The following is a 21,126-nucleotide window of genomic DNA, read 5'->3' on the forward strand; positions in this document are numbered from 1 at the left end:
GCGGCTTGTGGATGGTGGTCATGGCATTACTCCCATTGCATGAGCCCTTGAGGCGGATGGAGCCTCAGGGGCACCAGTAGATCGAAAGCGGCCGGCGCAGGAAGGCGCGAATCGGCATGGCCGCCACGTCCTCGCCCTGCAGCGCGGCGGCCAGGGTGTCCAGCTTGCCGCGCCCTTGCAGGGCCAGCAGGGTCAGGCGGCTGCCTTGCAGCAGGGCCAGGGGCAGCGTCAGGCGCTGGTGGGGCACGCTGGGTGCCCAGGTCGCCAGGCACCGGGCGCGGCAGGCCGGGTCCAGGGCCTCGGCCAGGTTCGGGCTGCCGGGGAACAGCGAGGCGGTGTGGCCGTCTTCGCCCATGCCCAGCACCAGCACGTCGATGGGCTGCGGCAGCGCTTCCAGGGCCTGGTCGGCCAGGCGCGCAGCCTCCTCCTGGGTGGCGGCAGCCTGGTAGAGGCCGACGAAACGGGCCTTGGCGGCCTCGCCCTGGAGCAGGTGGCGCTGCACCAGCCCTTCGTTGCTGTCCGGGTGGCTCACCGGCACCCAGCGCTCGTCGGCCAGGCCGACGGTCACGGCGGACCAGTCCAGCCGCGCTTGCGCCAGGCGTTCGAAGAAGGCCACCGGACTGCGCCCGCCGGACACCACCAGGGTGGCGCTGCCGCGTGCGGCCAGGGCCTCGCGCAGGGCCTCGGCCACGCGCTGGGCCAGGTGCCCGGCCAGTTCGGCGGCGTCCGCCAGGGTCACCGGCTCCACGGCCGGGGGGAATCGGAGGTCAGAGATCGCCATACCAGCTCCTTCCGTCTCGGGTGATCAGTGCGATGGAGGCCACCGGGCCCCAGGTGCCGGCGGCATAGGGTTTGGGGGCATCGCCCAGTTGCTTCCAGCCTTCGATGAGCTGGTCGCACCACTGCCAGGCGTATTCGATTTCGTCCTTGCGCACGAAGAGGTTCTGGTTGCCCTGCATCACCTCCAGCAACAGGCGCTCGTAGGCATCGGGGATGCGCGCGCTGCGGTAGGTGTCGGAGAAATTCAGTTGCAGCGGGCCGCTGCGCAGTTGCATGCCCTTGTCCAGGCCCTGTTCCTTGGTCATCACCTGCAGGGAAATGCCTTCGTCCGGTTGCAGGCGGATGATCAGCCGGTTGCTGATCAGCGGCCGCTGCTCGGGGGCGAAGATGTAGTGCGGCGGTTCCTTGAAGTGGATGACGATCTGCGACAGCTTCTGCGGCATGCGCTTGCCGGTGCGCAGGTAGAAGGGCACGCCGCTCCAGCGCCAGTTGCGGATGTCGGCCCGCAGGGCGACGAAGGTCTCGGTGTCGCTGTGGGTGTTGGCGTTCTCTTCCTCCAGGTAGCCCGGCACCGCGCGGCCCTGGCTGCTGCCGGCGATGTACTGGCCGCGCACCACCTGCTGCGCCACCTGGGCGGCAGTGATGGGCGCCAGGGCCTTGAGCACCTTGACCTTCTCGTCGCGGATGCTGTCGGCGGAGAGGTTGCTGGGCGGATCCATGGCGATCAGGCAGAGCAGCTGCAGCAGGTGGTTCTGCACCATGTCGCGCAGTTGGCCGGCCTCGTCGAAATAGCCCCAGCGCCCTTCGATGCCCACCTGCTCGGCCACGGTGATCTCCACATGGGAGATGTGGTGCTGGTTCCACTGGGTCTCGAACAGGCTGTTGGCGAAGCGCAGGGCGATCAGGTTCTGCACCGTCTCCTTGCCCAGGTAGTGGTCGATCCGGTAGATGCGGCTCTCCGGGAAGTGCACCGCCACGGCGTCGTTGACCCGCCGGGAGGACTCCAGGTCATGGCCGATGGGTTTCTCCAGCACCACCCGGGTGTTCTGCACCAGGCCCACCTGGGCCAGGCCTTCGCAGATGGCGCCATACACCGAGGCCGGGGTGGCGAAGTAGGCGATCAGCGGCTCGTCCGCCCCCACCCGCTCGGCCAGCTCACGGTAGCCCTCGGCGTGGAGGAAGAAGTCCATCGACAGGTATTCCAGCCGCGCCATGAAGCGCGCCACCTGGTCGGGGTCGATCTCGCGCTCGGGCACATGGCGCCCCAGATGCTCGGCGATGGCGGCCTGGCGGGCGCCGTTCTCGTCGCTCTCACGGGCCAGGGCGAGGATGCGGGTGCGGGGATGCAGCAGCCCCGCGCGGTCCAGTTGGTAGAGCGCCGGAAACAGCTTGCGCAGGGCCAGGTCGCCAAGGGCGCCGAACAGGGCGAAGGTGCAGGGTTCTACAGTGATGACAGCCATGATGTTTTGTTCTTCAACAAGGTCGTGAGAGATTTACACCGCCAGAACTCGCAACACAAGAATAAATGTAGTAATAAACACAACATTTAGTCACACCCCTGTTACCTCTGGCTGGCGACTGTGGCCCTCAGTACGATAGGCCACCGTTTCCGCAGGCCCTGCTAAGGAATCCCCATGGACCGCATGCGCAATCTCCTGGAGCAGATCCAGGGCCGTCTCGACGAACTCAACAAGGCCGAACGCAAGGTCGCCGAGGTGATCCTGCAGGACCCGCAGCAGGCCACCCGCTTCAGCATCGCCGCCCTGGCCCAGGCCGCCCAGGTCAGCGAGCCCACGGTGAACCGCTTCTGCCGCTCCTTCGGCGTCAACGGCTACCCGGAGCTGAAGATGCAACTGGCCCAGAGCCTGGCCAGTGGCGCGGCCTACGTCAGCCAGGCGGTCTCGGCGGACGACGGCCCCGAGGCCTACACGCGGAAGATCTTCGGCAGCGCCATCACCTCCCTGGACAGCGCCTGCCAGAGCCTCGACCCGCAGCTGATCAGCCGCGCGGTGGACCTGATGATCCAGGCCCGGCAGATCCACTTCTTCGGCCTCGGCGCCTCGGCCTCGGTGGCGCTGGATGCCCAACACAAGTTCTTCCGCTTCAACCTGGCCGTCTCGGCCCACTCCGACGTGCTGATGCAGCGCATGCTCGCCTCGGTGGCCCACACCGGGGACCTGTTCGTGATCATTTCCTACACCGGGCGCACCCGCGAGCTGGTGGAGGTGGCGCGCCTGGCCCGGCAGAACGGCGCCTCGGTGCTCGGCCTCACCGCCGCCGGCTCGCCGCTGGCCAAGGCCAGCACCATCAGCCTCAACATCCCGTTGCCGGAGGACACCGACATCTACATGCCGATGACCTCGCGGATCATCCAGCTCACCGTGCTCGACGTGCTCGCCACCGGCGTGACCCTGCGCCGGGGCATCGACTTCCAGCCGCACCTGCGCAAGATCAAGGAAAGCCTCAACGCCAGCCGCTACCCGGCGGATGAAGAGCCGGCCTGAGCCCCACCCCATAGGGCACGGCGGACCTCCCGCCGCCTCGTCCCGGGCTGAAGCCAGGGCTACCCCGTCGATTGATTCGAGCCCAATGGTCCGGCGGTAGCACCACCCTCGTAGGATGGGCTGAGCTACGCGAAGCCCATCATGGGCGTGGCACGGTGGCCTGGGTTGTACCCCGTGCCTTGGCAGATTCAGGAACGTAGCCCGGACTTCAGTCCGGGAAACCCGCGCCAACCCTTCCCGGGTTGAAGCCAGGGCTACCCCGTCGATTGATTCGAGCCCAATGATCCGGCGGCAGCACCGCCTTCGTAGGATGGGCTGAGCTACGCGAAGCCCATCACGGGCGTGGCACGGTGGCCTGGGTTGTACCCCGTGCCTTGGCAGATTCAGGAACGTAGCCCGGACTTCAGTCCGGGGATTTCCCGCCACCGATTCCCGGGCTGAAGCCCGGGCTACGCCGCTACCCCGCGATCCAGGCCTTCAGCGCCAACCTGGCCTCGTCCCCCGGTGCCAGGACCCGCTCCGGGTCGCCGCAGGCGGCGGCCTGCACCGACAGGAACCCCAGGCTCTCCGCCCAGCTCACCTCGGGCAGCGGCCGGCTGCCGGGGTGCCAGACCAGGGTGTGGGGGTTGTCGCCGCCCTCGATGCGCAGCCGCCGTTGCCAGCCCGGGTCCTGCAGGGTCAGCGCCCCGCCACGCTGGAAGCGCCTGTGCACGCCCTCGGTGACCCGCAGTTCACCGGCTTGCCGGCAGGGCTCTCGGGCCAGCAGGTCGTGCCCGTCGGCGCCATCCAGGCCGAGCAGCGCCACCCGCGCCACATCCGACACCCGCCAGTAGGCGTGCAGGGCCTGGCTGAGGACGCACGGCTCGCTGTCATGGTGGGTCGTCACCAGTTCCAGGCTCAGGGTATCCCCCAGGCAGGCCCGCAGCTCCACCTGCCAGTCGTGCAACTGCAGGCGCCACTCCAGGCGCACGCCCTGGGCGTCGGCGTCCTTGCCGATCAGCCGCCAGTCGGAGAGCCGCGCCCAGCCGTGGTGGGGCCAGCCGCTTTCCACCGGATGGCGCCCGAACCAGGGCCAGCACACCGGCACGCCACCGCGAATGGCGCCCACGCGCGGCCAGTGACGGGCGCACCAGAGCACCGGGTGCTCGCCCCGCGGCTGGTAATGCAGCAACTGCCCACCCTGGCGACTGAACACCGCCGAGCAGCGGGGATGCTCCACCAGCAGCAGCTCGCGCCCCTGGTGTTCGTACCAGCGGAACAGCTGCCCGCTGGCCGGCCGCAGCAGGGCGTCGAGGGGATGCGCGCCGCCCTCCCCCGCCTGCCCTGCGCGGCGCGCCCCGTCGCGCTCAGCAGCCGCCACGGGCCGCTCCCGTCACTTCCACCAGTACTCCACCTGCACGCCGAAGTTGGAGCCATGCAACGCATCGCCGAAGGCCCCGGTGTCGGACAACGCCGAACCGGCGGCCAGCTCGCTGGCAGCGCGCTGGGCGGCCTCGTTCCAACTGGCGTAGGTGTAGTAGAGGCGGAACTCCGGACGCTGGGAGAACCCCGGCCCGGACGGCGACCAGGTGGGCGCCACGGTGAACTTGGTGAGCTTGCGGGTGCCGCCGGGGGCCTCCACCTGGTCGCGGCCCAGCTCGGTCACCAGCTTGAACTGGTCGGTGAAGGCGTAGACCGGGCGCACGCCGATGGACAGCCAGTTCTGGTCGTCGCCGTCCGGGCGGGTGTCCTTCTGGTAGACCACTTCGAACTGCCCGCCGAAATGCGGCGTCACCTGCCAGTCGAAGAACTCCACCAGGCGCCAGCTCTTGTTGGCGTTGTCCAGGGTCGGGTCGCCGGTGTAGCCCAGCGCCGTGCCGGGGCCGCGCCCGTATTGCAGGGCCAGGGTGTTGACCCCGCCGAGGAAGGCCTGCTGCTTGTGCTGCGCCGAGACCGACCAGCCGCTGTGGGCACCGGTGCTGTCGGGCTTGTCGATATAGCTGACGCCCAGCTCCACTTCGCCGCCGGGGTTGGTCTGGAAGCCGCCGACGTTGAAGTCGTGGCGGTTGATGTAGGGCTTCTGCTCGTAGTTGTCCTTGCGCGAGAACACGTAGCTGTACTTCAGGTCGCCGATGGCCACTTCGTCGAAGCCGAAGCCCGTGGCGCTCTGGTTCCAGTAGTAGAAGTCGGAGATGTGGATGTCGTTGCGCTTGTAGAAACGGCGCCCCGCCCAGAACGAACCGCCGTTGAGCGCGGGCATGTTGCTCCACTCGGCGTACATCTGGTTCATCCGCGCGAAACCGTAGTCACCGGTGAACTTCGGCGTGTGCCCGTACTGGTTGTACAACTGCGCCATGCCCTCGATGCTGACCACCGAGCCGTCGTCCAGCTTGAGCAGGTCCTGGCGCAGGTCCAGCTCCATGTACTGCTCGCACTCGTTGCCCAGGCGGTACTTCGACTGCGCCCCCGGCAACTGGAAGCAGGACTGCGTGCCCCCTTCGCTGGAACCGCCGGCGCCGCTGCGCACGTACCCGCTGAACTCGACCGCCTGTGCCAGCCCGGAGGCGGCGAACAGCGTGCAGGGCAGTACCCACAAACCTCGGATCTTCGTGTTCATGTCCACTCCATTCTTATTGTTGTGTTGCGATGGAACGTTCCCTTGGCGCCCTCGCAGGGTGGGCATCAGCCCACCACGGGGCGATCGGCAGGGCTGAGACGAAGCACCCTGCCTGCCGTGGCCCGGCGGTTCCGAGCCATGGTTCAACGCCCCTTCAGTTGCGCCACGTTGGCGGGCAGCCCGGGGCTGCTGGAAGGGCCTGCCGGGCGCAGCCGCTCGCCGCTGTTGGCGTCGAACAGCAGCACCTTGCTCGGATCGATGTGCAGCGTGAGGCTTTCACCTGGCCGGGGAACGGTATCCGGGCCGAGGCGGCAGCAGACCTTGGTGCGGTTGAGGCTGGTGAACACCAGGGTGTCCGGGCCGGTGGGCTCGACCACCTCCACCTCGACCCGCACGCCCGGGGTGCCACGGCTGTCCGGCGCGGCACCGAGGATCTGCTCCGGGCGTACCCCGAGGATCACGTCACGCTCCTCGAACCCGGCCCCGCGCTCGCCCAGGGGCAGCTCGCAGCGGTCCTGGCCGCTGTCCAGCAGCGCCCACAACTGGCCGTCGCGGCGCTGCAGGCGCAGGGGGATGAAGTTCATCGGCGGCGAGCCCATGAAGCCGGCGACGAAGAGGTTGGCCGGGTCGTTGTAGATCTGCTGCGGGGTGCCGAACTGCTGGATGACGCCATCCTTCATCACCGCCACCTTGTCGCCCAGGGTCATGGCCTCGATCTGGTCGTGGGTGACGTAGACGGTGGTGGTCTTCAGCCGCTGGTGCATCAGCTTGATCTCGGTGCGCATCTCCACCCGCAGCTTGGCGTCGAGGTTGGAGAGCGGCTCGTCGAACAGGTAGATCTTCGGCCGCCGTGCCAGGGCCCGGCCCATGGCGACGCGCTGCTGCTGGCCGCCGGAGAGCTGGCCGGGCTTGCGCTCCAGCAGGTGCTCGATCTGCAGCAGCTTGGCCACGCGGCTCACCTCCGCCTCGATCTCGGCGGCAGGCAGCTTGCGGATCTTCAGGCCGAAGGCGATGTTCTCGCGCACGCTCATGGTCGGGTACAGGGCGTAGGACTGGAACACCATGGCGATGTCCCGGTCCTTGGGGCTCATGCTGCTGATGTCCTGGCCGTTCACGAGGATGGCGCCGCCGCTGATGGCTTCCAGCCCGGCGATGCAGTTCATCAGGGTGGATTTGCCGCAGCCCGAAGGCCCGACGAGGATCAGGAACTCGCCCGAGTCGATGGACAGTTCGATGTCACGGAGGGTGTCGGCCAGGCCGCTGCCGTAGCGTTTGTTCACGTTGCGCAGTTCGAGGGTTGCCATGTCGATCTCCACTAATCAGAAGCGCCGCGAACGGGCGCAGCCGCTTTTCAGCCCTTCACCGCACCGGCGGTGAGGCCGCGCAGGAAGTACTTGCCGGCGAATACGTAGACGAGCAGGGTCGGCAGGCCGGCGATCATCGCGGCGGCCATGTCGACGTTGTATTCCTTGGCCCCGGTGCTGGTGTTGACCAGGTTGTTCAGGGCCACGGTGATGGGCTGGCTGTCGCCGCTGGCGAACACCACGCCGAAGAGGAAGTCGTTCCAGATCTGGGTGAACTGCCAGATCAGGCAGACCATGACAGTGGGCACCGACATGGGCAGCAGGATGCGCCCGAAGATGGTGAAGAACCCCGCGCCGTCGAGCCGCGCCGCCCGCACCAGGGCATCGGGGATGCTCACGTAGAAGTTGCGGAAGAACAGCGTGGTGAAGGCCAGGCCGTAGACCACGTGAACCAGCACCAGGCCGCCGGTGGTGTTGGCCAGCCCCAGCTTGCCGAGGGTGAAGGACGCGGGCAGCAACACCACCTGGAACGGCAGGAAACAGCCGAACAGCAGCGCACCGAAGAACAACTGCGAACCCCGGAAGCGCCACATGGACAGCACATAGCCGTTGAGCGCGCCGAGCAGCGTGGAGATCAGCACCGCCGGCACGGTGATCATCACCGAGTTCCAGAAGTAGCCGCCGACGCTGGCCCAGGCCTTGGCCCAGCCGATCAGGGTGAAGGCATCCGGCAGGGACAGCAGGTTGCCGGTGCGGATGTCGTCGGGGGTCTTGAAGCTGGTCAGCAGCATCACCACCAGCGGCACCAGGTACAGCGCGCAGGCGAGGATCAGGGTGGCGTGGATGGCCAGGCGGCTGACGCTGAGCGGGGACTTTCCGGCCAGGCTAGTCATGGCGCTTGTTCCTCAGTTCGGAATACAGGTAGGGCACGATGATCGCCAGCACGGCGCCGAGCATGAGCATGGCGCTGGCAGCACCCAGGCCCATCTGCCCACGGGTGAAGGTGTGGGCGTACATGAACATCGCCGGCAGGTCGGAGGCGTAGCCGGGGCCGCCGGCGGTCATCGCTGCCACCAGGTCGAAGCTCTTGATGGCGATGTGGGCGAGGATCATCAGCGCGCTGAAGAACACCGGGCGCAGGCTCGGCAGGACGATGCGCAGGTAGATGGTCGGCAGGCTGGCGCCGTCCACCTGGGCGGCGCGGATGATCGACGGGTCGACCCCGCGCAGGCCGGCGAGGAACAGCGCCATGACGAAGCCCGAGGACTGCCAGACGGCGGCGATCACCAGGCAGTAGACGACCCGCTCCGGGTCCACCAGCCAGTCGAGGCGGAAGCCTTCCCAGCCCCAGTCACGCAGCAGCTTGTCCAGCCCCAGGCCGGGGTTGAGCAGCCACTTCCAGGCGGTGCCGGTGACGATCATCGACAGCGCCATGGGGTAGAGGTAGACGGTGCGGATGAAGCCTTCGCGGCGGATGCGCTGGTCCAGCAGCACGGCGAGGAACACGCCGATCACCAGGCTGATGGCGATGAACAGCCCGCCGTACACCAGCAGGTTCTGGCTCGCCACCCACCAGCGGTCGTTGTCCCACAGGCGCTGGTACTGCTGCAGGCCCACCCACTTGTAGCTGGGCATGAAGCGCGAGTTGGTGAAGGACAGGACGAAGGTCCAGAGGATGTAGCCGTAGAAGCCCACCAGCACGATGAGCATGCTCGGCGCCAGCACCAGCTTGGGTAGCCAGCGCTGCAGCGCATCCAGCGGTGAGGCCTTGGCGAAGGCGGCGGTCGAACTCATGGGGCGCTCCGGGTTGGCAGGGGAAATTCGGCACGGCCGGGCCCGCAGCGCAGGCAGCGGGGCCTGCGCCGTGGGCGGGTCAATCGGCGGTTACTGGACGGCCTGGATCGCGGCAGCCAGTTGCTGGGCGGCCTTCTTCGGGTCGGCGGCGGGGTCGTTGAAGAAGTTGGTCACCACGTCGAACACCGCGCCCTGCACGTAGCTGGAGGCGGCCATGCCGTGGGACAGGCTGGGCTGCAGGCCGTTGCCGGCAGCGGCGGCCTTGAAGTCCTTCATGGACTGCTGGGCGCAGGCGTCGAAGCTGGACATGTCCTGGTCCAGGCGCACCGGGATCGAGCCCTTCTCCTGGTTGAAGAACTGCTGGAATTGCGGCTCCATCACCGTCCGCGCCAGGTCGTTCTGGGCCTTGCGGTTCTCCGCGTCGCTCAGCTTGAACATGGCCAGGGAGTCGATGTTGTAGGCGAAGCTGCCCTGGGTGCCGGGGAACGGCAGGCACTGGTAGTCCTTGCCCGCCACCTTGCCGGCGGCGGTCCACTCGCTCTTGGCCCAGTCGCCCATGATCTGCATGCCGGCCTTGCCGCTGATCACCAGGCCAGTGGCGCTGTTCCAGTCACGGCCGGCGGCGTCGGCGTCGAGGTAGCCGCGCAGCCTCTTCAGCGCGGCGAAGGCCTGGACCATGGGCTCGCCGGTGAGGGTCGCCTTGTCCTGCTCGACGAAGGCCTTGTGGTAGCCCTCGGGGCCGAGGATGGCGAACACCAGGTCCTCGAACACGGTGCCGTCCTGCCAGGGCTGGCCGCCGTGGGCGACGGGGATGAAGCCGGCGGCCTTGAGCTTTTCAGCGGCGGCGAAGAACTCGTCGAGGGTAGCGGGCGGCGTGGCGCCGGCCTTCTTGAACACCTCGGGGTTGATCCACAGCCAGTTGACCCGGTGCACGTTCACCGGCACCGCCACATAGTGGCCGTCGTGCTGCATGATGCTGGCCACCTGCTTGGGCAGCAGCGTGTCCCACTTGCCCTCCTCGGCCACTTCGTCCATCTCGGTGAGCAGGCCCAACTCGCCCCATTCCTGGATGTCGGGGCCCTTGATCTGGGCCGCCGAGGGCGGGTTGCCGGACACGGCGCGGGTCTTCAGCACGGTCATGGCCGCCTCGCCTCCGCCACCGGCAACGGCGAAGTCCTTCCAGGAGTGGCCTTTCTCTTCGACGAGTTTCTTCAGGGTGTCGGCCGCGCGCTTTTCGCCGCCGGAGGTCCACCAGTGCAGGACTTCCACTTCGCCGGCGAGGGCGGACAGGGGGAACAGCGATGCGAGGGAGACGGCAGCAGTCAGGCGAGACAGAGCATTCATCGGCAATACCTTGTTGTTCTTATTGGTCATGCAAGTCGGTGCTTGCGCTGACCAGCAGTCTAAACACGCCCCGAAAGGCCCTGGGTAACAAAGGGATTGTCGATGGTCACGGGGTCGTTACAAAGCGCTGCGTGAACGCAAGCGCCTGACGCGCTTGGCAAAATCCGCAACCGGCCACCGAAGCGCCACGCCTTCACACCCACCCCCAGGTGGCCGTCGGCGCGCGACCCGGCACTCCGCCCCCTGCCAGCGCCCCTAGGGCCCCTAGGGGGAATCCCTATATCGAGCCCCCCAGGCGCGACCTATCTTTTCGAACATTGCGCATCTCACAGGACGTGTCCCGTGCTGGCTTACTCCCTCCTCTGCCTCGCCCTCCTCCTCGGCTTCGCCGGCCTCGGACTCGGTCAGCCCTGGGTCACCGGAGCGGGCCTGGCACTGGCGGCGGGCGCCGCCGTCGCGCTGCGTCCACGCAGCACGCCGCCGACACGCGAACCCCAGGTGGATGACCTGCCGAGCACGCCGGTGCAGGCCGATTGCGTGCCGCTGCTGGTCAGCGTGCTGCCGGCCTGGGGGCAGAACCTCGGCCAGGTGCGCGAGCTGGTGTCCAGCAACATCGGCCAGCTGTTCCAGCATTTCTCCAGCCTCGCCCAGCGCCTGGACCAGACCCTGCAACGCTCGGAGAACGTGGTGGGTGGCTCCGGCGTCGCCGACAACCTGCGCCACGCTCAGCAGCGCCTGGACGAAGTCACCACCGCCTTCCACAAGTCCGCCGATCGCAAAACCGAGCTGCTCAACACCATCGGCCACCTGGACAGCTACGCCACCGAACTGCAGAGCATGTCCAAGCACGTCCAGGACATCGCCAGCCAGACCAACCTGCTGGCCCTCAACGCCGCCATCGAAGCGGCCCGCGCCGGGGACTATGGACGCGGCTTCTCGGTGGTGGCCGACGAGGTGCGCAAACTCTCCAGCCTTTCCGCCGAGACCGGCCAGCGCATGGTGGAAAAGGTCGGCGAGATCAACCAGGCCATCCGCGGCACCGTCAGTGCCGCCGCCGAGCTGTCCAGCAGCGAGGAAAACAACCTGCGCTACCTGGATCAGGTAGCCGGGGAAATCATGAAGGACCTGGGCACCAACCTCGACGAACTGGCCGAGAGCGCCATCGCCCTGCAGCAGGACGCCCGCACCACCCAGGGCGACATCCAGCAGATCATCGTCGGCATGCAGTTCCAGGACCGCACCGACCAGATGCTCGACCACCTGCAGCACGACATCGAGCGCCTGCGCCAGGCCGTGCAAAGCCAGGACTCGATCCTCGGCGAGCCACAGCGCTGGCTGGCCGAGCTGCGCCGACAGTTCACCACCGACGAAGAACGCACCGGCCGGCGTGCCAAGCCGGCCGACAACGAAGTCACCTTTTTCTGATCCGGGAGCCACACATGAGCAAGACCATCCTCATCGTCGACGACTCATCCTCGATGCGACAACTGGTGAAGATGACCCTGGGCGGCGCCGGCCACCAGGTCATCGAAGCCGTCGACGGCCGCGACGCCCTGACCAAGCTCAACGGGCAGAAGATCAACCTCATCATCAGCGACGTGAACATGCCCAACCTGGACGGCATCAGCCTGGTGAAGGAGATCAAGAACAGCAAGGACTACCGTTTCACCCCCATCGTCATGCTCACCACCGAGAGCGAGCAGGCGAAGAAGGCCGAAGGCCAGGCCGCCGGCGCCCGCGCCTGGATCGTCAAACCGTTCCAGCCGCAACAGTTGCTGGCCGCTGTCGAGAAGCTGGTGGGTTGAAATGCTCACGGTCCATGTGAAATCCCCCGGGCACCTCGAACTGGAGGGCAGCCTGACCATCTACGAGGTGGCCGATGCCCACGCCGAGCTGACCGCGCGGCTGGCCGAGCAGGCTGCCGACCAACCCTGGCGACTGGACCTGCACGCCCTGGAAGACCTCGACAGCGCCGGCCTGCAACTGCTCCTGGCGCTGCGTCGGCAGGTGCTCGGCAACGGCGCCGTGCTGGTCATGGAAGGCATCCAGGGCGGCCCTCTGGAACTCATCACCCTGCTGCGCCTGGAGCACCTGCTCCCGGCCGCAGCCACGTCCACGGCCTGAGCGGAGACCGCCATGCTCAACGGAGACCAGTGGAGCCAACTGCTGCAGGGGTTCATCGAAGAAGCCCGCGACCTCAGCCAGCAAGCCGAGGAATACCTGCTGCAACTGGATCAGCAGCCTGACGACGCCGAGGCCATCAACGGCCTGTTCCGCGCCATGCACACCCTCAAGGGCTCGGCCGGGCTGTTCTCCCTGACCCCGCTGGCCAGCTTCACCCACCACCTGGAAAACCTGCTGATGGCAGTGCGCGACGGTCAGCGCCAGTTGGAGCCGTCGCTGGTCTCGCTGATGCTGCGCTGCCTCGACGAGATCGTCTCGATGATCGCCCTGATCGACCCGGAGACCGGCGAGCTGCCGGTGGACGAAGCGCACCAGGCCGAGCTGCTGGCGGCCCTGGCCGAGCACCTGGGCGAACCCCTGGCCGCCGTGGTCGAGGCCGTCGATGCCCCGGCCGCCCTGCGGGAAGAGCGCGGCAACGGCGCCTGGCACCTGTCGCTGCGCTTCGACGGCGACCTGCTGCGCAACGGTTTCGACCCGATCTCCTTCGTCCAGTACCTGGGACGTCTGGGCACGATCACCGCCCTGGAAGTACTCGACGACAGCCTGCCGCCCTTCGCCGAGATGGACCCGGAAACCTGCTACCTGGGCCTGGAGATCGACCTGGACACCCCGGCGAGCAAGACCGAGATCGAGGACGTCTTCGAGTTCATCCGCGACTTCTGCACCCTGCGCATGCTGCCGCCGGCCAGCACCCTGGACGATTGCCTGCGGCTGATCCAGGCGCTGCCGGAGGCCGACGAGCGCATCGGCGGCATCCTCGTCGCCGCCGGCCTGCTCACCGAACACGAACTGCAGCAGGGCCTGGCCGTCCAGGCCAGCGCCCCGGCGGAGAGACCGCCCCTGGGCGCGGTGCTGGTGGAACAGGGTCTGGTGGCCCCTCAAGCGGTGGACGCCGCCCTCGCCCGCCAGCAGAAAACCCGCCGCGACGGCGAGCGCCGCACACCGAACACGGAAAGCACCCTGGTGAAGGTGGCCGCCCACAAGCTCGACGAGCTGATCAACCTGGTGGGCGAGCTGGTGATCAGCGCTGCCGCCGCCCGCATGCAGGCCCAGGAACACGGCAATCCGCAGTGCCAGGAGAGCGCCCAGACGGTGAACCAGCGCGTGGAACAGATTCGCGAGGCGGCGCTGAAGCTGCGCATGATCGAGATCGGCGACACCTTCAACCGCTTCCACCGGGTGGTGCGCGACGTCAGCCAGCAACTGGGCAAGGACATCCGCCTGGAGATCCGCGGCGCCGACACCGAGCTGGACAAGACGGTGATCGACAAGCTCGCCGACCCCCTCACCCACCTGGTGCGCAACGCCATCGACCACGGCATCGAACCCGCCGAACAGCGCCTGGCCGCCGGCAAGAGCGCCGAGGGTCACCTGGGGCTCAACGCCTACCACGAGTCGGGAATGATCGTCATCGAGGTGAGCGACGACGGCCGGGGTCTGAACACTGCACGTATCCGCGAGAAGGCCATCGAGCGCGGCCTGCTGGACCCGCAGGCCAACCCGCCGGAACACGAGGTGCAGCGGCTGATCTTCGCCGCCGGCTTCTCCACTGCCGACAACGTCTCCGACCTCTCCGGCCGGGGCGTCGGCATGGACGTGGTGCGCAGCGCCATCGAGGCCCTGCGCGGCAGCATCGAGATCGACTCACGCCCCGGCCAGGGCTGCACCTTCCGCATCCGCCTGCCACTGACCCTGGCCATCATCGACGGTTTCCTGGTGAGCCTGGGCGGCGAGCATTTCGTGGTGCCGCTGAACCTGGTCACCGAGTGCCTGGAACTGGACGAGGCGCGCCTCGGCCGCCGTGCCTACGGCCACATCGAGCTGCGCGGCCGGCCCCTGCCCTGCATCGACCTGGCCGCCCACTTCGACCTGCCCTGCAGCGCCCATGGCCGGCGCAACATCGTGGTGGTCAGCCTCGGGCGGCGCCAGGCCGGGCTGATCGTCGACGAGCTGCACGGCGAGCTGCAGACGGTGATCAAGCCCCTCGGCCTGCTCTTCGAACACCTTCGCGGCATCAGCGGCTCCACCATCCTCGGCTCCGGCCAGGTGGCGCTGATCCTCGACATCGCCAGCCTGCTCCAGCACCTGCAACAGAACGCGGACGCAGAACCGCGCACCCTCGCCAACCCCGTACCAGCACGGCCCGATCTCGCGGGTCAGTAGGAGAGCCTCACCATGCAATTCATCCGCAACATGAAAATCGGAGCCCGGCTGATCGCCGGCTTCACCCTGGTGGTGCTGCTCACCGCTGCGGTGGGTGGGCTGGGCATCGCCAACCTGCACAGGGTCAACGACCTCACTGACCAGATGTACCTGGGCGAAGTCGGTGCCTTGAAGACCATGATGAGAGGCAACATGGACCTCATCTACATCGGTCGTCACCTGCGCAGCCACCTGCTGGCCACCACCGTGGAGGAACGCCAGCACACCGCCGACCAGGTCGTGGAGGCGCTGCAGAGCGTGCATGAGCACATCAACAGCGCTCGGGGCAGCTTCAAGAGCGAACAGTCCATGGCCAAGCTGGCGGAGATGGAGGCGAGCCTGGCGGGTTACGAAAAAGTGGTGCGGCAGATGCTCGAACTGAGCAAGACCGTCCCCCTGGCCAGTGATACCGAGTTCACCGCGCTGATGCCCGAGCTGCAAGCCCAGGGAAACAGCGCCGACAAGCTGTTCTCCGAGCTGGTGACCCAGAAGGACGCCCGCGCCAAGGAGGCCAACGACACCATCACCGAGATCTACCTTGGCTCACGCGCCCAGTTGATCACCCTGATGATCATTGCCGCCGTGCTCGGCTTCGCCATCGGCATCTTCGTCACCCGTTCCATCACCCGCCCCCTGAACAGCGCGGTGGCCGTGGCCGACAAGCTGGCCGAAGGTGACCTGTCCACCGAGATCGAGGTGGACAGCCGCGACGAGACCGGCCGCCTGCTGGCCTCCATGAAGCACATGACCGAGCGCCTGCGCACCGTGATCAGTGACGTGCGCAGCGCCGCCGACTCGCTGTCCTCGGCCTCAGAGGAAGTCAGCGCCACCTCCCAGTCCCTCAGCCAGGCGGCCACCGAACAGGCGGCCAGCGTCGAGGAGACCACGGCCTCGGTGGAGCAGATGTCCGCCTCCATCGCGCAGAACACCGAAAGCGCGCAGATCACCGACGGCATCGCCGGCAAGGCCGCCAATGACGCCGTGCAGGGCGGCCAGGCGGTGGGCGAGATGGTCCAGGCCATGAAGCAGATCGCCAACAAGATCGGCATCATCGACGACATCGCCTACCAGACCAACCTGCTGGCCCTCAACGCCGCCATCGAGGCTGCACGCGCCGGCGACCACGGCAAGGGCTTCGCGGTGGTCGCCGCCGAAGTGCGCAAGCTCGCCGAGCGCAGCCAGGTGGCCGCCCAGGAGATCGGCGGCGTGGCCAGCAACAGCGTGCAACTGGCCGAGCAGGCCGGGCACCTGCTGGACGAGATCGTGCCGAACATCCAGAAAACCTCCGATCTGGTGCAGGAGATCACCGCTGCCTCCCGCGAGCAGAGCACCGGCGCGTCGCAGATCAACATCGCCATGGGCCAGATGAACCAGATCACTCAGCAGAATGCCTCCGCCTCCGAGGAGCTGGCGGCCACCGCCGAGGAGATGAACGCCCAGGCCGGACAGTTGCTCGAGCTGATCAACTACTTCCGCCTCGAAGCGACCAGCGCGCGGGCCGCCTCGACCGTGCGGACGGAGCGCCCAGCGGCCGTGCGCGAGCTGCGCAAGCCGAGCACCGCCGTGGCCCGCAAGCCCCAGCCGGTGGCCGATGAAGGCCACTTCGTCAACTTCAACTGAGGGGAGCGGCATGAGCGAACTCCAGGCAGTCCTGGCCAGCGAGGCGGCGGAAAGCGTGCAGCAGCTGTCCTTCCGGGTGCGCGATGCACGCTACGCGCTGCCCATCGACCTGGTGCGGGAAATCATCGAATACGGTCAGGTCACCACCGTGCCGATGATGCCGATCTTCATCCACGGGGTGATCAACCTGCGCGGCAACGTGGTACCGGTGATGGACCTGGCGGCGCGCTTCGGTCAGGACCTGAGCGTGCCGAACAAGCGCACCTGCATCGTCATCATCGAGCTGGACCTGGACGAACAGCACCAGCGCATCGGCCTGGTGGTGGATGCCGTGGATGCCGTGCTGGACATCGAGACGGATCAGGTGGAGCAGGCACCGCCCTTCGGCGCCGGCATCCGTACCGACTTCATCGCCGGGATGGCCCGGGACGAACGCGGCTTCACCATCATCCTCGACGTGCGGCGGGTGCTGTCGCTGGAGGACATCCGCCAGCTGAGCCTCGCCCAGCAGGCCGGCTGATGCCCCACCGGCAGTTGCCCAAGCTCAGCGACGCCGACTTCCGGCAGTTGCAGCAGTTGATGCTGGAGGCTTCGGGCATCCACATGACCGATCAGAAGCGCATCCTCATGGCCGGCCGCCTGATGGGCCGGCTGCGGGCGGTGGGCGTTGACTCCTTCAGCGACTACCTGCGCCTGCTCGGCGATCCCGCCAACCAGGACGAGCGGCGCCTGGTGGTGGACCTGCTGACCACCAATGAAACCTATTTCTTCCGCGAGCCGCAGCACTTCAAGGAGCTCGGCGAGTGGGCCGCCCACCAGCGCAAACCGCTGCACCTGTGGAGCGCGGCCAGCTCATCCGGCCAGGAGGCCTTCAGCATGGCGATGACCCTCGCCGAACATGCCCGGACCAAGGACTGGTCCATCTTCGCCAGCGACCTCAGCCTGCGCATGCTGGAAAAGGCCCGCAGCGCCACCTACCCCATGGAGCAGACCGAGCACTTCCCCCCCGGCTGGCTGCAGCGTTACTGCCTGCGCGGCGTGGAGGAAAGCGCCGGGCTGTTCCGCATCAACCAGGCACTGCGTCACCGGGTGATGTTCGCCGAACTCAACCTGACCCGGCCGATCCCCCGGGAGATCGGCCCCTTCGACGTGATCTTCCTGCGCAACGTGCTGATCTACTTCGGCCAGGACGAGAAGCGCGGCATCGTCGAGCGGCTGGTGGAGCGCTTGCGCCCGGAGGGCCTGTTCTTCATCGGCCACGCCGAAAGCCTGCACGGCTTCAAGCTGCCGCTGCGAGCGGTCCGCCCCTCGGTCTACCAACGCACATGAGCCCGGCCAGGGAGAACGCCGCCATGATCAAGGTCTTCATCGTCGACGACTCGGCCCTGGTGCGCCAGGTGCTCACCGCGTGCCTCGACAACCATCCCGGCATCCAGGTGATCGGCCAGGCCGCCGACCCGCTGTTCGCCCTGGACAAGATGCGCAAGCAATGGCCCGACGTGCTGGTGCTTGACGTGGAAATGCCACGCATGGACGGCATCACCTTCCTGCGCAAGATCATGGCCGAGCGCCCGACCCCGGCGATCATCTGCTCGACGCTGACCGAGAAAGGCGCGGCGGTGACCCTGGAGGCCCTCGCCGCCGGTGCCGTTGGGGTGTTCGCCAAGGCCCGCCAGGGGTTGAAGGACAGCCTTCAGCAACTGTCTGGCGAGCTGATCCGGCAGATCGAGGCTGCCGCTCGCAGCCACCCACGCGCGATGCCCTCCCCACCCGTGGCGACAGCCCCCACCAAGGAGGCACCCGCTCCCCGTCCCACCACCCTGTCCACCACCGACCGGGTGGTGGCGCTGGGCACTTCCACCGGCGGCACCCAGGCCCTGGAAGTGGTGCTGCGCCAATTGCCGGTGGACTGCCCCGGGATCGTCATCGTCCAGCACATGCCGGAGAAGTTCACCGCCGCCTTCGCCCAGCGCCTGGACAGCATCTGCGCCATCGAGGTGCGCGAGGCGCGGCACATGGACCGGGTACGGCCGGGCCTGGCCCTGGTGGCCCCGGGCGGCAGGCACATGCAGCTCAAGCGCAGCGGCGCGCAGTACCTGGTGGAGGTGATCGACGCTCCCCCGGTCAATCGCCACCGGCCCTCGGTGGACGTGCTGTTCCGCTCGGTGGCGCGCCACGCCGGGCACAACGCCATGGGCGTGATCATGACCGGCATGGGCGATGACGGCGCCCGTGGCCTGCTGGCCATGCGTGAGGCCGGCGCCCGCACCGTAGCCCAGGACGAGGCCAGCTGCGTGGTCTTCGGCATGCCCAAGGAGGCGCTGCGCATGGGCGCAGCCCAGGTGACGGAGCCCCTCGGCCGTCTGTCGGAAGTGATCGTGCAATACGCCCGCGGCCAGTCCAACCCACGCGCGCACGAAAGCGCACGCTAGGGCCTTCCGCTCCCCGGCCATCGATGATGGCCGGTTGCTACCGTTCGTCCGGACCAAAGAGGCGAACTTTTGCGTTCGGTGCTACTCCGTAGCTGTACGGCCTGCCTTTTCGGGGCGCGCCGTGCGTCAGGAGTACCCGAGTCTCGCAATGAGCAAGGAGCGCCCATGACCTGTCGACTGCTATTGGCCGACGACCACGCCCTGATTCGCGTAGGCGTCCGCGCCATGGTCAACGAACTCGAAGGCTACGAAGTCGTCGGTGAAGCGGAAGATGGCGAACAGGCCGTTGCCATGGCCGAGCGCCTGCGACCCGACATCATCCTCCTGGACATTTCCATGCACGGCCTCGACGGGCTAGAAGCCTTGCAACGCCTGGGCCACCAGGTACCGGAATCCCGCGTATTGATGCTCTCGATGCACGCCGAGGCGGAGCTGGTGCTCTCTGCGCTGAAGAAGGGTGCCGCCGGCTACCTGCTCAAGGATGCGGCCATGTCCGAGCTGCACATGGCCCTCAAGGCCGTGGACCGGGGCCAGTGCTACCTGAGTTCCGCCGTGGCACAGCCGGTGATCGAGCAGGCTCTGGCGAGCCGCGACGAGATGGACGCCGAGCTGACCCAGCGCCAGGTGGAGATACTCCGGCTGATCTGCCGGGGGGCTTCGACCCGCGCCATCGCCGACGGCCTGTGCCTGAGCGTGAAGACGGTGGAGGCGCACCGGGCGCAGATCATGAAGCGGCTGGACATCCACGACGTGCCAGGGCTGGTCCTCTACGCCGTGCGCAAGGGCATCATCCGCCCGGACGATTGAAGTTCCCCTGGATTCCTGTCGGGCGGGCGGCGAACTCCTCCGGAGCGACCCGGGATCGGGCTGTCGGGGCATCCAGGGGCGGCGTGCGGGCCTGGGCTGCGGTGATGCATAGCAGCAGCAATGCCGCCACAGCCGCGAGAGTGAGTGAGAAGTGCGGGCCTCGGGGCATGGGCGTGTCCTCGTTCGATTCGCCCACAGACTGGCCAAGCGGCCGTAAAGCGCCCATCAAGATACGGTGAAAAAAACGTTGCCCCATCTGTGGATCGATGGGTGCCCCGGAGCGGAGAGGCTGGTCTAGAATCCCACCCCATGAATCCGACTGCGCCCTACCAGTCCATGGATATACAAAGCCGTACCCAACTCCTGCGCGCCCTGATCGAACAACTCAGCGAGGAACACCCTCGCGATGCCCGCCACCTCGACGGCGACCCCCAGCGGGTGCTGATCGGCCTGCGCGACCTCGATGAACTCGGCCTCATCCGGGCCCAGCTCGACTGGTCCGAAACCTGTGATGCCCAAGGCCGCCTGCTGGTCGATGCCCGGACCATCACCCTCACCCGCCGAGGCGTCGCCTTCCGCCAGGGCTGAGCACTCTTGCGCTGACGCAGCTCGGTCATCAGCAGGCAGGCGCCCAGGCAGGAGCCGGCTTCGATGCAGGCCGGCGCCGACATCCGCCCGCGGCTTCCCAACGACCGACAAACTGCCACCTGCGCCCCCTGAAACGGGCGTCTAGCATTAAGGCGTGACGGGACTCACACTTCGCTTCCCTCATGGAGAGCCTGCATGTACACCCCGACCGATCGCCCAAGCCCCTGCGCCCACTGCCGTGACGGCAACGCACTCGACTTCGACTTCAGCATGGCGTTCCAGCCCATCGTGGACCTGCGTGACGGCAGCCTGTTCGCCTACGAAGCCCTGGTGCGCGGGCTCGACGGCCAGGGCGCGAGCAGCGTGCTGGAGCAGGTCACCGAGGCGAACCGCTACGCCTTTGACCAGGCCTGCCGGGTGAAGGCCGTGGAGTTGGCCGCACGCCTGGACGTGCCTTGCTACGTCAGCATCAACTTCCTGCCCAACGCCGTTTACCAGGCCGCCACCTGCATCCGCGCCACCCTGGACGCGGCACGGCGCTTCGGCTTCCCGACCAGCCGACTGATCTTCGAGATCACCGAGGGTGAGGAGCTGGTAGACAAGGCCCACCTGAAAAGCATCATCGCCGAGTACCGCAAGCAGGGTTTCAAGACCGCCATCGACGACTTCGGCGCCGGCTATTCCGGCCTCAACCTGCTGGCCGAGTTCCAGCCGGACATCATCAAGCTGGACATGGCGCTGATCCGCAACATCGACCAGGACCCGGTGCGCGAGGCCATCGTCCGGGGCATTCTCGGCGTCTGCCAGGCGCTGTCCATCGAGGTCATCGCCGAGGGGGTGGAGACCGGCGAGGAGCTGGCCAAGCTCAAGGCGCTGGGCATCCACCTCTATCAGGGCTTCCTGTTCGCCCGACCGGCGTTCGAGCAATTGCCCGAGGTGCAGTGGCCGATGGCCTGACCTTCCGGCGCAAA

20 protein-coding genes are annotated in these 21,126 nt (G+C 67.5%); 12 read left to right on the forward strand and 8 right to left on the reverse strand.

From position 1 onward, the window contains the following. Positions 1 to 64 precede the first annotated feature (64 nt). Positions 65 to 781: a 6-phosphogluconolactonase gene (pgl, locus tag A7D27_RS09580; protein WP_069564721.1), complete on the reverse strand. Its 717-nt coding sequence runs from the start codon at positions 779 to 781 to the stop codon at positions 65 to 67. Next, positions 768 to 2,240: a glucose-6-phosphate dehydrogenase gene (gene zwf, locus A7D27_RS09585; protein ID WP_069561140.1), complete on the reverse strand. Its 1,473-nt coding sequence runs from the start codon at positions 2,238 to 2,240 to the stop codon at positions 768 to 770. Before zwf ends, pgl begins: the two co-directional genes overlap by 14 nt. A 183-nt stretch (positions 2,241 to 2,423) precedes the next feature. Here zwf and A7D27_RS09590 point away from each other — a divergent pair, with 183 nt between their 5' ends. After that, entirely contained in the window at positions 2,424 to 3,284 is an 861-nt protein-coding gene (locus A7D27_RS09590; protein ID WP_170832287.1) for a MurR/RpiR family transcriptional regulator, read from the forward strand. Positions 3,285 to 3,741: 457 nt separating this feature from the next. On the opposite strand, the gene A7D27_RS09595 is transcribed toward A7D27_RS09590, so the two are convergent. From A7D27_RS09595 to A7D27_RS09620, 6 genes are all read right to left on the reverse strand, one after another. After that, positions 3,742 to 4,644, reverse strand: a complete 903-nt coding sequence (locus A7D27_RS09595) for a D-hexose-6-phosphate mutarotase (RefSeq protein WP_083265579.1) — start codon at positions 4,642 to 4,644, stop codon at positions 3,742 to 3,744. Between the two features lie 12 nt (positions 4,645 to 4,656). Next, on the reverse strand, positions 4,657 to 5,880 hold the full coding sequence (locus A7D27_RS09600) for a carbohydrate porin (protein ID WP_069564722.1): 1,224 nt from the start codon (positions 5,878 to 5,880) through the stop codon (positions 4,657 to 4,659). A gap of 143 nt (positions 5,881 to 6,023) precedes the next feature. Beyond that, on the reverse strand, positions 6,024 to 7,184 hold the full coding sequence (locus A7D27_RS09605; RefSeq protein WP_069564723.1) for an ABC transporter ATP-binding protein: 1,161 nt from the start codon (positions 7,182 to 7,184) through the stop codon (positions 6,024 to 6,026). A 47-nt stretch (positions 7,185 to 7,231) separates the two neighbouring features. Beyond that, entirely contained in the window at positions 7,232 to 8,077 is an 846-nt protein-coding gene (locus A7D27_RS09610; RefSeq protein ID WP_069564724.1) for a carbohydrate ABC transporter permease, read from the reverse strand. Beyond that, complete coding sequence (locus A7D27_RS09615; RefSeq protein ID WP_069561145.1) at positions 8,070 to 8,978, reverse strand: carbohydrate ABC transporter permease; 909 nt, start codon at positions 8,976 to 8,978, stop codon at positions 8,070 to 8,072. The genes A7D27_RS09610 and A7D27_RS09615 overlap by 8 nt, the downstream gene beginning before the upstream one ends. 90 nt (positions 8,979 to 9,068) lie before the next feature. Further along, a complete protein-coding gene (locus A7D27_RS09620; RefSeq protein WP_069564725.1) occupies positions 9,069 to 10,322 on the reverse strand; it encodes an ABC transporter substrate-binding protein in 1,254 nt (417 codons plus the stop codon). Between the two features lie 687 nt (positions 10,323 to 11,009). Between A7D27_RS09620 and A7D27_RS09625 the strand changes: the two genes are divergently transcribed. The 11 genes from A7D27_RS09625 (at position 11,010) to A7D27_RS09675 (ending at position 21,112) form a co-directional block, all read left to right on the forward strand. Continuing rightward, the gene (locus A7D27_RS09625) at positions 11,010 to 11,747 is read left to right on the forward strand and encodes a methyl-accepting chemotaxis protein (protein ID WP_256548377.1); all 738 of its coding nucleotides are present in this window, start codon (positions 11,010 to 11,012) and stop codon (positions 11,745 to 11,747) included. 14 nt (positions 11,748 to 11,761) lie between these two features. Then, positions 11,762 to 12,127 (forward strand): response regulator, encoded by a 366-nt coding sequence (locus A7D27_RS09630; RefSeq protein ID WP_044406509.1) that lies wholly within the window; start codon positions 11,762 to 11,764, stop codon positions 12,125 to 12,127. A gap of 1 nt (position 12,128) precedes the next feature. Beyond that, positions 12,129 to 12,446 (forward strand): STAS domain-containing protein, encoded by a 318-nt coding sequence (locus tag A7D27_RS09635; RefSeq protein WP_069561148.1) that lies wholly within the window; start codon positions 12,129 to 12,131, stop codon positions 12,444 to 12,446. 12 nt (positions 12,447 to 12,458) lie between these two features. After that, entirely contained in the window at positions 12,459 to 14,669 is a 2,211-nt protein-coding gene (locus A7D27_RS09640) for a chemotaxis protein CheA (RefSeq protein WP_069564726.1), read from the forward strand. Between the two features lie 12 nt (positions 14,670 to 14,681). Beyond that, on the forward strand, positions 14,682 to 16,328 hold the full coding sequence (locus A7D27_RS09645) for a methyl-accepting chemotaxis protein (RefSeq protein WP_069564727.1): 1,647 nt from the start codon (positions 14,682 to 14,684) through the stop codon (positions 16,326 to 16,328). A gap of 10 nt (positions 16,329 to 16,338) precedes the next feature. After that, positions 16,339 to 16,848 carry a chemotaxis protein CheW gene (locus tag A7D27_RS09650; RefSeq protein ID WP_069561151.1) on the forward strand — a complete coding sequence of 170 codons (510 nt, stop codon included), beginning with the start codon at positions 16,339 to 16,341 and terminating at the stop codon, positions 16,846 to 16,848. Further along, positions 16,848 to 17,657 (forward strand): protein-glutamate O-methyltransferase CheR, encoded by an 810-nt coding sequence (locus tag A7D27_RS09655; protein WP_069561152.1) that lies wholly within the window; start codon positions 16,848 to 16,850, stop codon positions 17,655 to 17,657. Before A7D27_RS09650 ends, A7D27_RS09655 begins: the two co-directional genes overlap by 1 nt. 23 nt (positions 17,658 to 17,680) lie before the next feature. Further along, a complete protein-coding gene (locus A7D27_RS09660) occupies positions 17,681 to 18,760 on the forward strand; it encodes a chemotaxis response regulator protein-glutamate methylesterase (protein ID WP_069561153.1) in 1,080 nt (359 codons plus the stop codon). A gap of 165 nt (positions 18,761 to 18,925) precedes the next feature. Continuing rightward, the gene (locus tag A7D27_RS09665; protein ID WP_069561154.1) at positions 18,926 to 19,567 is read left to right on the forward strand and encodes a response regulator transcription factor; all 642 of its coding nucleotides are present in this window, start codon (positions 18,926 to 18,928) and stop codon (positions 19,565 to 19,567) included. A gap of 309 nt (positions 19,568 to 19,876) precedes the next feature. Next, positions 19,877 to 20,155: a hypothetical protein gene (locus A7D27_RS09670; protein ID WP_083265580.1), complete on the forward strand. Its 279-nt coding sequence runs from the start codon at positions 19,877 to 19,879 to the stop codon at positions 20,153 to 20,155. Between the two features lie 195 nt (positions 20,156 to 20,350). Beyond that, entirely contained in the window at positions 20,351 to 21,112 is a 762-nt protein-coding gene (locus A7D27_RS09675; protein WP_069564728.1) for an EAL domain-containing protein, read from the forward strand. The last annotated feature ends 14 nt before the right edge of the window (positions 21,113 to 21,126 follow it).

Origin of the sequence: Pseudomonas sp. 1D4, from assembly GCF_001728925.1 — a bacterium.
Classification (GTDB): Bacteria; Pseudomonadota; Gammaproteobacteria; order Pseudomonadales; family Pseudomonadaceae; genus Metapseudomonas; species Metapseudomonas otitidis.

Coding starts and splice junctions, on each gene's coding strand:
- A7D27_RS09635 (WP_069561148.1), top strand. CDS start 12,129: ATGCTCACGGTCCATGTGAAATCCCCCGGGCACCTCGAACTGGAGGGC.
- A7D27_RS09590 (WP_170832287.1), top strand. CDS start 2,424: ATGCGCAATCTCCTGGAGCAGATCCAGGGCCGTCTCGACGAACTCAAC.
- A7D27_RS09660 (WP_069561153.1), top strand. CDS start 17,681: ATGATCAAGGTCTTCATCGTCGACGACTCGGCCCTGGTGCGCCAGGTG.
- A7D27_RS09650 (WP_069561151.1), top strand. CDS start 16,339: ATGAGCGAACTCCAGGCAGTCCTGGCCAGCGAGGCGGCGGAAAGCGTG.
- A7D27_RS09605 (WP_069564723.1), bottom strand. CDS start 7,184: ATGGCAACCCTCGAACTGCGCAACGTGAACAAACGCTACGGCAGCGGC.
- A7D27_RS09645 (WP_069564727.1), top strand. CDS start 14,682: ATGCAATTCATCCGCAACATGAAAATCGGAGCCCGGCTGATCGCCGGC.
- A7D27_RS09670 (WP_083265580.1), top strand. CDS start 19,877: ATGAATCCGACTGCGCCCTACCAGTCCATGGATATACAAAGCCGTACC.
- zwf (WP_069561140.1), bottom strand. CDS start 2,240: ATGGCTGTCATCACTGTAGAACCCTGCACCTTCGCCCTGTTCGGCGCC.
- A7D27_RS09620 (WP_069564725.1), bottom strand. CDS start 10,322: ATGAATGCTCTGTCTCGCCTGACTGCTGCCGTCTCCCTCGCATCGCTG.
- A7D27_RS09675 (WP_069564728.1), top strand. CDS start 20,351: ATGTACACCCCGACCGATCGCCCAAGCCCCTGCGCCCACTGCCGTGAC.
- A7D27_RS09615 (WP_069561145.1), bottom strand. CDS start 8,978: ATGAGTTCGACCGCCGCCTTCGCCAAGGCCTCACCGCTGGATGCGCTG.
- A7D27_RS09655 (WP_069561152.1), top strand. CDS start 16,848: ATGCCCCACCGGCAGTTGCCCAAGCTCAGCGACGCCGACTTCCGGCAG.
- A7D27_RS09630 (WP_044406509.1), top strand. CDS start 11,762: ATGAGCAAGACCATCCTCATCGTCGACGACTCATCCTCGATGCGACAA.
- A7D27_RS09610 (WP_069564724.1), bottom strand. CDS start 8,077: ATGACTAGCCTGGCCGGAAAGTCCCCGCTCAGCGTCAGCCGCCTGGCC.
- A7D27_RS09665 (WP_069561154.1), top strand. CDS start 18,926: ATGACCTGTCGACTGCTATTGGCCGACGACCACGCCCTGATTCGCGTA.
- A7D27_RS09640 (WP_069564726.1), top strand. CDS start 12,459: ATGCTCAACGGAGACCAGTGGAGCCAACTGCTGCAGGGGTTCATCGAA.
- pgl (WP_069564721.1), bottom strand. CDS start 781: ATGGCGATCTCTGACCTCCGATTCCCCCCGGCCGTGGAGCCGGTGACC.
- A7D27_RS09600 (WP_069564722.1), bottom strand. CDS start 5,880: ATGAACACGAAGATCCGAGGTTTGTGGGTACTGCCCTGCACGCTGTTC.